The 8925-nt window shown below is 67.8% G+C and carries 11 protein-coding genes; 4 read left to right on the forward strand and 7 right to left on the reverse strand.

The window, feature by feature from the left end; translation table 11 throughout:
- From AC04L7_RS06950 to AC04L7_RS06980, 7 genes are all read right to left on the reverse strand, one after another.
- The coding region (locus AC04L7_RS06950; RefSeq protein WP_475512738.1) for a glycoside hydrolase family 97 N-terminal domain-containing protein at positions 1-765 on the reverse strand (765 nt) is incomplete at its 3' end.
- 45 nt (positions 766-810) lie between these two features.
- On the reverse strand, positions 811-2031 hold the full coding sequence (locus AC04L7_RS06955) for a lipoprotein N-acyltransferase Lnb domain-containing protein (protein ID WP_475512739.1): 1221 nt from the start codon (positions 2029-2031) through the stop codon (positions 811-813).
- A complete protein-coding gene (locus AC04L7_RS06960) occupies positions 1982-2857 on the reverse strand; it encodes an HlyC/CorC family transporter (RefSeq protein ID WP_296278805.1) in 876 nt (291 codons plus the stop codon). The genes AC04L7_RS06955 and AC04L7_RS06960 overlap by 50 nt, the downstream gene beginning before the upstream one ends.
- A gap of 40 nt (positions 2858-2897) precedes the next feature.
- The gene (locus tag AC04L7_RS06965) at positions 2898-3482 is read right to left on the reverse strand and encodes a hypothetical protein (protein ID WP_435999873.1); all 585 of its coding nucleotides are present in this window, start codon (positions 3480-3482) and stop codon (positions 2898-2900) included.
- A 4-nt stretch (positions 3483-3486) separates the two neighbouring features.
- Complete coding sequence (ybeY, locus tag AC04L7_RS06970) at positions 3487-3975, reverse strand: rRNA maturation RNase YbeY (protein ID WP_296278803.1); 489 nt, start codon at positions 3973-3975, stop codon at positions 3487-3489.
- A 92-nt stretch (positions 3976-4067) separates the two neighbouring features.
- Positions 4068-5054 carry a PhoH family protein gene (locus AC04L7_RS06975; protein ID WP_435999871.1) on the reverse strand — a complete coding sequence of 329 codons (987 nt, stop codon included), beginning with the start codon at positions 5052-5054 and terminating at the stop codon, positions 4068-4070.
- Positions 5055-5083: 29 nt separating this feature from the next.
- Positions 5084-5377, reverse strand: coding sequence for a hypothetical protein (locus AC04L7_RS06980; RefSeq protein ID WP_299346283.1), 294 nt, complete (start codon positions 5375-5377; stop codon positions 5084-5086).
- Between the two features lie 151 nt (positions 5378-5528).
- Between AC04L7_RS06980 and AC04L7_RS06985 the strand changes: the two genes are divergently transcribed.
- The 4 genes from AC04L7_RS06985 to AC04L7_RS07000 form a co-directional block, all read left to right on the forward strand.
- Positions 5529-6236, forward strand: coding sequence for a TetR/AcrR family transcriptional regulator (locus tag AC04L7_RS06985; RefSeq protein ID WP_435999868.1), 708 nt, complete (start codon positions 5529-5531; stop codon positions 6234-6236).
- Positions 6226-7185: an HlyD family secretion protein gene (locus AC04L7_RS06990; protein ID WP_435999866.1), complete on the forward strand. Its 960-nt coding sequence runs from the start codon at positions 6226-6228 to the stop codon at positions 7183-7185. Before AC04L7_RS06985 ends, AC04L7_RS06990 begins: the two co-directional genes overlap by 11 nt.
- 13 nt (positions 7186-7198) lie before the next feature.
- Positions 7199-8125, forward strand: a complete 927-nt coding sequence (locus tag AC04L7_RS06995; protein ID WP_436001075.1) for an ABC transporter ATP-binding protein — start codon at positions 7199-7201, stop codon at positions 8123-8125.
- The coding region (locus tag AC04L7_RS07000; protein ID WP_475512740.1) for an ABC transporter permease at positions 8122-8925 on the forward strand (804 nt) is incomplete at its 3' end. The genes AC04L7_RS06995 and AC04L7_RS07000, both read left to right, overlap by 4 nt.

Genomic DNA, 8925 nt, shown 5'->3' on the forward strand with positions numbered 1-8925 from the left:
CCGCCAGGGCGTGTCGAACGGAGCGGCGCGCACCACCTTGCCTTCGCCGATGCCCGGTGTCAGGGCGGCCTTCAGCTTTCGGTCTTCGACGCGGGTCAGGTTCATGCCGCTGTAGTCGACCAGCGCGGCTTCGTGGATCGAGAGGTGGGTGCCGTCCTCGAACTTGAACGTGATCGGCGTCTGCGCATCGCCGACCTGCTGCACGGGCGTGCGGTGGTACAGGTATTCCTCGCGGTTCCATTCCCCGGCGGGAATCCACCACGCGGTCGCGTCACGGGCCAGCGAGAACTCGGTCAGCTCCTCGCTGATCTTCACCTGCTCCAGGCCGGGCTGCTTCGGGAAGCGATAGCGGAAGCCGACGCCGTCGTCGAACACGCGAAATACCACGTCGAAGCTGCGGAAGGGCTTGGCCTTCTCCTTCAGCGTGACCGTCAGTTCGTTGAAGTGGTTGCGGATGAAGCGGCGCTCGCCCCAGGGCTGCTCCCACGTTTCGTCGAACGCGCGCGTACGCGGCTGCACGATCTCGATGTTGCGCTCGAACTTCGGCGCGTCCAGCAGCAGGAAGCCGAGCCGCGACGGTGCGATGACCGGCTGGCCCTTGCGCGATACCGCGTACGCGGGGCGGCCATCGTTGTCGGTGGACAGCTCGACGATGAGGGAACCGTCCGGCGAGGTGACGCGTGGGCCGGGGCCGGCGTGCGCGGAGGAGGCGACGGCGAACACGACCGTCAGGGGCACGACAAACGTGGAGAGGAAACGGAGCATGCGACCCTCGCGATAGGCAGAGGGCCGCATCGTGCGTGGCGGGGCTCAGTGCGACAAGCGTCGCGGCATGAATACGTATGCAAGCGCCAGGTGCACCGGCAGCAGCAGGGCGATCCAGGTCTGGTTGTATTGCAGCCGCAACGGCAGCCAGTGCAGGAACCACGCGGCCAGCGCACCCGCGCCGATGGCCACGAGCAACCAACCGAACCAGCGCGGCGGCGTGCGGCGGCGCAGCACGGCAATTGCGCCGGGGATGAGCAGCACGCACAACGGATTGAGCAGCAGCAGATTGCGGTTCGCCCACGCGGCCCAGTGGTCGCTGAAACCCCACAGATAGACCAGCAGCGAGCCGCCGATGAAGCAGACGAGCCAGAACGGCAGCGCCACGGCGACGAGCGCGCGCGGCCAGCGTCGACCCGCCAGTGCCATGACGATCGCAACCAGCACGCCCGCACCCAGCCACGGCAGCCAGCGGCGGGGCGTCTCGACAGGCTCTGCCGCGATGCGGTGCGGCAGCAACTGCATCTCCGACTGCACCAGCGGTCGACCCACGGCATTCTTCGCCTCGCGCAGGCTGTCGGCGAGGCGCATCGGCACGAACGCTTCCTCCCATCGGGACATGGGCCTGTCCGCATTCGGACCCAGCCCGAGGTCGAAGCCCAGCCACATCCACGTCGCGGGCGAGGCGAGCCGCACGGCCTCGCTGCGGAACGTGTTGCCGCGYGAGCGTCCGGCCAGCTGGGATTTCAGCCGGCCGCCGAGCGCGGCGTCCAACGCGTCGCGCACCTGGGTGGAGCAGTTGGAGGTGAAGTAGTCGTAGCGGTAGCGCGCGTTCTCGGACTTGGCCCGTTCGGCCAACGCATCGGCCAGCGCCTGCGCCTGCGCGGGCTCGATGTCCAGCCACTGAAGCGACACGCCGCGTCCGCTGTCGCGGTACTGCGTCAGGTCCTGTTCGAACGGCAGTGCGACCAGGTAATACATCATGTGGCCGCGGGCGAAGTTGCCAACGAAGTCCGCTTCGCCCGGATCGAAGAAGCCGAAGTTGTACGAGATCGCATCGCCGCTGGCGGGATCGATCACCACGATGGCGTTGTGGCCGAAGCGCTCGAAAAACACCTCGCCCGGCTGCATCGTTGCCACGCCGATCCGCGGTGCCGCCCATGCCGTCGCCGCCAGCAACCACAGTGCGCCCAGCAGCGCCAGGCGCGTGGCCGCGCTACGCATCGGCCAGCACGCCGACGTGGAAGGCGTGCACGCGCCGYGCATCGGCACGCGCCACGCGGAACATGAAGCGTCCGAGTGTCAGTTCCTCGCCGGTTTCCGGGAGGTGGCCGATGGCGGCGGTGACCAGGCCGCCGACCGTGTCGTATTCGTCGTCGAGGAAGTCGGCGCCGAAGCGCTCGTTGAAATCGGCGATCGGCGTCAAGGCATCCACGACGAACTGGCCGTCGGCCTGCGCCGCGATAAGTGCGGCACCGTCCTCGGCGTCATCGTGTTCGTCGTCGATCTCGCCGACGATCTGCTCCAGCACGTCCTCGATGGTCACCAGGCCCGCCACGCCGCCGTATTCGTCCACGACGATCGCCATGTGGTTGCGCGACAGCCGGAACTCCTTCAGCAGCAGGTTGAGCTTCTTGGATTCGGGAATGAGCACCGCGGGCCTCAGCAACTCGCGCACGCTGCCCGGGCCGTTGTCGGCGACGACGCCGCGCAGCAGGTCCTTGGCCAGCAGGATGCCGAGGATCTCGTCCTTGTTCTCGCCATGCACCGGGAAGCGCGAATGGCCGGACTCCACCACATCCTTCATCAGATCAAGGAAGCGCGCCTCCACCGGCAGCGAGACCATCTGCGCGCGCGGCACCATGACGTCGCCCACGGTCAGGTCGGCGACCGCGATGGCGCCTTCCATCATCTTCAGTGTGTCGCCCGCGATCAGGCCGTCGGACTGCGCATCGCGCAGGATGGCCACCAGATCGTCGCGTGTGCTGGGTTCGCCGGAAAACGCCGAACTGAGGCGGTCCAGCCAGGTGCGCCGCTTCTCCGACGGTTTGTCGGAGCCATCCGGCGCGAGGGTACTGTCGTCTTCTGACATCTCTTCGGAAAGGTCGCCCGTGCGGGGCGTGGCGGCCAGTCTAACCCGGTTGGACCGCTGGCGCAGGCGCTTGGCCGGGGTCGGCAGGCGTGTCCGCGGGCTCGTCCTCCAGCAGGTCCAGGCTGTAACTGCAGCCGACGAGGGTCTTGCCCGGGTGCGACGACACGTTGCTGACGTTGAGCACCGCCGAGTCGATCATGACCTTGCCGGTGTCCGGGTCGAGGGTTTCCTCGCTGCGGACTTCCTTGCCGAACATCGCCTTCTCGGGCGTGTCGATGGCGGTCTCCAGCGCCAGTTGCCTGGCCAGGGTGCGTGGATCGGGCAGGTCCAGCAGGGCGACCACGCCACCGCCGGAAAACGCGATGTGGGCTGTCTGGTGCCCGAACACCCGGATCGGCGACGCCAGCCGATATTCGGTCATGAACATGTTCGCCTGCGGCAACGGCTGCCAGCCCTGGGCGACCGCCTTTAGCGGGTCTTCAAGCGCCGGCGCCAACGCCATGAGCCGGGCCAGGTCGCCACGGCATTCGATCAGGGCGGCGAGGTCGACGGATGCTTCCTGCGCGGTGGCGGACAGCGGGAGCAGCAGCGCCAGCAACGGGGCGGACAAGGACGTGCGACGCATGCGATCAGTCTTCCGCGTAGGGGTCGGCGATGCCGAGTTCGGCCAGGATCCCGCGCTCGAGCTGTTCCATGCATTCGGCTTCCTTGTCGTCYTCGTGGTCCCAGCCGAGCAGGTGCAGCGTCCCGTGCACGGTCATGTGGGCGTAATGCGCGGCGAGTGGCTTCTTCTGTTCCTTCGCTTCGCGCGCGACGACCGGCGCGCAGATCACCAGGTCGCCGAGCAGCGGCATCTTCACGCCCTTCGGCAGTTTGACGCCTTCCGCCATCTCCGCCGGGAAGCTCAGCACGTTGGTCGCATAGTCGCGCCCGCGGTAATGCCGGTTGAGCGCGCGGCCTTCCTTGCTGTCGACAATGCGGATGGCCAGGTCCGCCTCACGGATGCGGCCCTTCAGCGCCGCCGCCACCCACTTGCGGAAACTCACCGCGGACGGGATGCCGACACGCGGCAGGGCGTAGTTCACGGCGACTTCGAGGCGGACGGGACCTTGGGTCATGGGGTATGTCTCGGTAGAGTCGAGCCCGCTCGACTGCTCGTGGCGCCATCATCCTGCGGGGCAAAGCGGTCGGGCAAGCTCGACCGCGTTCGTCACGCGGCCGGTTCCATCTCCGCGTCCTTGCCGTCGCGTGCATCGTAAGCCCGCACGATCTTCGCGACCAGCGGATGGCGCACGACGTCGCGACTGGTGAAGAAGTTGAACGAAATGCCGTCCACGCCGCGCAGTACCTCCAGCGCGTCCTTCAGGCCGGATTTCTGGTGCTTGGGCAGGTCGATCTGGGTCAGGTCGCCGGTGACGACGGCGGTGCTCCCGTACCCTATGCGCGTCAGGAACATCTTCATCTGTTCGATGGTGGTGTTCTGCGCTTCGTCCAGGATCACGAACGCGTCGTTGAGCGTGCGGCCGCGCATGTAGGCCAGCGGCGCGATCTCGATGACGTTCTTCTCCAGCAGCTTGACAACCTTTTCCACGCCGAGCATCTCGTACAGCGCGTCGTACAGCGGGCGCAGGTAGGGGTCGACTTTCTGGGTGAGGTCGCCGGGCAGGAAGCCGAGCTTCTCGCCGGCCTCCACCGCCGGGCGCACCAGGATCAGGCGCTGCACGCGCGATTCGTTCAATGCTTCGACGGCGCTGGCCACGGCCAGGAACGTCTTGCCGGTGCCCGCCGGACCGATGCCGAAGTTGATGTCATGGGTGGCGATGGCATGCAGGTACTTGGCCTGGTTGGCGCCACGGCCGCGCACCGTGCCGCGCTTGACCTTGATGGCCACGTCCTGTGGCTGGTAGTCCTCGTCGGCGATGCGGTCGACGTTGGCGGCGTTCAGTCGCAGGTGGATGGCTTCGCTGTCGAAGGTCTCGCTGGCGGTTTCCTCGTACAGCGCATGCAGCAGCTTCTCTGCCGCCGCAGCGGACTTCTCCGGCCCGGTGACGCGGAAGATGGCGCCGCGGTTGGCGATCTCCACGCCCAGGCGCAGTTCTATCTGGCGCAGGTGCGCATCGAACGGACCGGCCAGGTTGGCCAGGCGCTCGACGTTCTCGGGTTGCAGGGTGAATTCGTGGTGGCTGGGTGCGGTCATGGGGCAGGCAGGGGTCTCAAGGCGTGGCGCTAGTGACGGGTGTGCTCGTCCGCGTCGTCCACCGGCCACTGGTGGAAGACGTAGACCTCGTCGTCGACGAGGGCCTGGTCGAAGTGTTCCTCCTCCGGCGCGTCATGGCGCTCGATCCGCACGGGTTCGTCCTCCACGGCGACGACCTCCCATCCCTGTTCGCGGACGAAGGCGATGGCGCGATGCATCGGATCCGGCACGAAATCCGGGCGCAGGTAGCAGGTGACGAAGGCCCCGCCGGCTTCCACGAAATCAGGGCTGTCGGGCTGCGGACGGGCTTCCAGGGTGAACACCCACAGGCGCGGGCTGTCGGGGGAAATGGCGGCGATTCCATTGGATACAAGGACGGGCGGCAGCGTAACCCGGCGGCGATGAGGCGGACCATCACGCGCCGCTCGTCGGATGTCGCTTGAAATTTAATTAAATCATAAATTAAATAAAGTCATGACCTCTTCGAAACCACCCAAGACCGACATGGCCGCCAACGGCACAACGACCGCCACGCCGCGCAGGCGCGCGCGCGGCCGTCGCCCGACCGCCGAATCCGCCGATCTCCGCGAGACGCTGCTCGACGCCGCGCTGGGCTGTTTCGTCAGGAAGGGAATCGCCGCCAGCTCCCTGCGCGATATCGCCAGCGAAGCCCGCGTGACCCCGGCGCTGGTGCACTACTACTTCGGTGACAAGGCCCAGTTGCAAGCGGCGGTCGTGGCCGAGCGGCTTTTGCCGGTGGTGGCGCAGATGCGCACACCGGTGATGCAGGCGGGTGAGGGCGACGTGGCGGGGCTGGTGGCCGGGTTCGTGCAGGGCATCGGCGGCGTGGTCGCGCAGCATCCCTGGCTGCCGACCCTCTGGGTGCGCGAAATCCTGTGCGAGGGCGGCGCGCTGCGCGAGGTGATGATCGGCCAGGTCGGCCCGCTGCTCCCGAAGATGATGGCGGGTCGTTTCGCCGCCGCACAGCAGGCCGGACGACTCAACCCCGACCTCGATCCCCGCCTGCTGATGGTTTCGCTGATCGGGCTGACCATGTTCCCGATGGCCAGCGCGCCGATCTGGCGCCAGTTGTTCGGCGCCGACGACATCGATTTCGACGACCTGCGCCGGCACACGCTGGTGCTGCTGGACCGCGGCCTGGAGCTCGACCATGCGAAATGAACCGACCCGCGCGACCCTCGCGATCGCGCTGATGGTGCTGGCCGGCTGCAAGCCGGATGCGCCGCAGGCGCTCGGCACGCTGGAGTGGGACCGGGTGACGCTGCCGTCGCCGGTCGCCGAGAAAATCGTGCGCATCGACGTGCGCGAAGGCCAGCAGGTGGCCGCAGGCGCGCCGTTGCTGCAGCTCGAACTGGCGCGCACCCAGTCGCAACTGGCCGCCGCACAGGCGCAAGCCACGCAGAGTCGCGAAGCCCTGGCAGAACTGCGCGCCGGCCCACGCGTCGAGGCCATCGCCCAGGCGCGTGCCAGCCTGGCCGCTGCGCAGGCACAAGTCCGGGATGCGGATGCCTATTACGCGCGCTTGCAACCGCTGGGACGCCAGCGCCTGGTGGCGGCCTCCGAGGTGGATCGTGCGCGCGCGGCATCGCAGAGCGCGCAGGCACAAGTGCGCGTGGCGCAGGCTGCGCTGCTGGAGCTGGAGCACGGCACGCGCGTCGAACAGCTCGCCCAAGGCGAGGCCGCCGTCGCTTCGGCCGATGCACAGGCACGGGTGCAGGCGGTGACGCTGGAAAAGCTCACCATCGTCGCGCCACGTGCGGGCCGCATCGACAGCCTTCCCTACAAGCTGGGTGACCAGGCGCCGGTCGGTGCGCCCCTCGCGGTCATGCTGGTCGGCGATGCGCCGTATGCGCGCGTGTACCTGCCGCAGGCGATACGCAACCGGCTGAAAGTCGGCGACACCGTGCGCGTGCGCCTGGGGGGCGAGAGTGCGACACACGCGGGCCGCGTGCGGATGATCCGGAGCGAGCCCAGCTTCACGCCGTACTTCGCGCTGACCGGTCAGGACGCCGCGCGTCTGAGTTACCTCGCTGAAATCAGCCTGGGCAAGGACGCCGCCAGCCTTCCGGTAGGCGCGCCGCTGCATGTGGTGTCCGATGGCGACGAATGACGAGGGAATGGCGATCCGCGTCCGCGGGCTGACCAAGCGCTTCGGTGCGTTGGTTGCGGTGAACGGCGTCGACCTCCAGGTGCCGCGTAGGAATGTCTACGGCTTCCTTGGGCCGAATGGTTCCGGCAAGTCCACCACCATCCGCATGTTGTGTGGCTTGCTGACGCCGACCGCGGGCGCCATCGAAGTGCTGGGCCTGCGCATCCCGGAACAAGCCGAGCAGCTGCGTACGCGCATTGGCTACATGACGCAGAAATTCTCGCTGTTCGAAGACCTCACTGTCCGCGAGAACCTCGAGTTCCTCGCAGCGGTGCAGGACATCCCGCGTGCGCAGGCGCGGCGTCGCATCGATGAACTGGTCGAGCAGTACCACTTCCAGGACCGGCAGAAGCAACTGGCCGGCACGATGAGCGGCGGGCAGAAGCAGCGCCTCGCGCTCGCGGGCGCGGTGATCCATTCGCCGGAGCTGCTGTTCCTCGATGAACCGACCAGCGCGGTCGATCCCGAATCGCGCCGCGATTTCTGGGAAAAGCTCTTCGAGCTCGCCGACGCCGGCACCACGCTGCTGGTGTCCACGCACTACATGGACGAGGCCGAGCGCTGCCATCGCATCGCCATCCTTGATCGTGGCGTGCTGGTCGCGGACGGCACGCCCGATGCGCTGACGGGGGAGCTCGCCGGACGCACGCTGGTCGTGGACGCGCCGGAGCCGCGCCAGGCGCAGAAAGTCCTCGTCGGCCTGCCCGGCGTGATCAGCGTGGCGCAGATCGGCAACGTGCTGCGCGTGCTGCTGGCCGAGAACGGACAGGCCGCGGACCGCATCGCACAGGGCCTGCGCACGGCTGGCATCAGCGCGGAGGTGTCGGCGGCGCCGGCCAATCTGGAAGACGTGTTCGTCTCCGCCACGCGCGGCCAGCCTGCGCGCGAGGAGACCGCATGAAGTTCCGCCGCCTGATGGCCGTGATGGTGAAGGAACTGCGGCAGATGCGGCGCGACCGCATCACCCTGGCGATGATCGTGGGCATCCCGGTGATGCAGTTGCTGTTGTTCGGTTACGCGATCAACACCAACCTACGCGACCTGTCCGCCGGCATCGCCGACCAGTCGCGCACGGCCGCGTCGCGCGCGCTGATGATGGACATCGTCGCCACCGGCGTGGTCACCCCGACGAAGGAAGCTGCGACGCCGCAGGAACTCGTGCAGGCGATGCGCCAGGGCGAGATCAGCATCGGCGTGGTGATTCCGCCGGACTACGAGCRCCGCCGGGCGGAAGGCCGCGAGGCCGTGCAGATCTTCGTCGACGGCAGCGACAACGCCGTGCAGAGCGCTGCCGCGCAACTGGCGCAGATGCCGCTGGACGGCAGCAGCAGCCCGCTGGCGACGCGCACGATCAGCGTGGTCGGCTTCTACAACCCGCAGCGGCGCTCGGCGGTGAACATCGTGCCGGGACTGATCGGCGTGATCCTGACGATGACGATGGTGCTGTTCACCGGCGTGGCCATCGTGCGCGAACGCGAGCGCGGCAACATGGAACTGCTRATCGCCACGCCCGTCAGCAGCGCAGAACTGATGATCGGCAAGGTGTTGCCCTACGTGGCCACCGGTTTCGTCCAGACCACGGTGGTGCTGGCGCTGGGCATGTGGCTGTTCCAGGTGCCGCTGGGTGGCAGCCTGCTGCACGTCTACATCGCCGCCTGCCTGCTGATCGTCGCGAACCTGACGCTCGGCCTGCTGATCTCC

The organism is Pseudoxanthomonas sp. LjRoot204_2 (assembly GCF_056175765.1).

What these genes read in the sequence shown, in the direction of transcription:
- AC04L7_RS06985 (WP_435999868.1), top strand. Translation starts at nt 5,529, where the DNA reads ATGACCTCTTCGAAACCACCCAAGACCGACATGGCCGCCAACGGCACA.
- AC04L7_RS06975 (WP_435999871.1), bottom strand. Translation starts at nt 5,054, where the DNA reads ATGACCGCACCCAGCCACCACGAATTCACCCTGCAACCCGAGAACGTC.
- AC04L7_RS06990 (WP_435999866.1), top strand. Translation starts at nt 6,226, where the DNA reads ATGCGAAATGAACCGACCCGCGCGACCCTCGCGATCGCGCTGATGGTG.
- AC04L7_RS06965 (WP_435999873.1), bottom strand. Translation starts at nt 3,482, where the DNA reads ATGCGTCGCACGTCCTTGTCCGCCCCGTTGCTGGCGCTGCTGCTCCCG.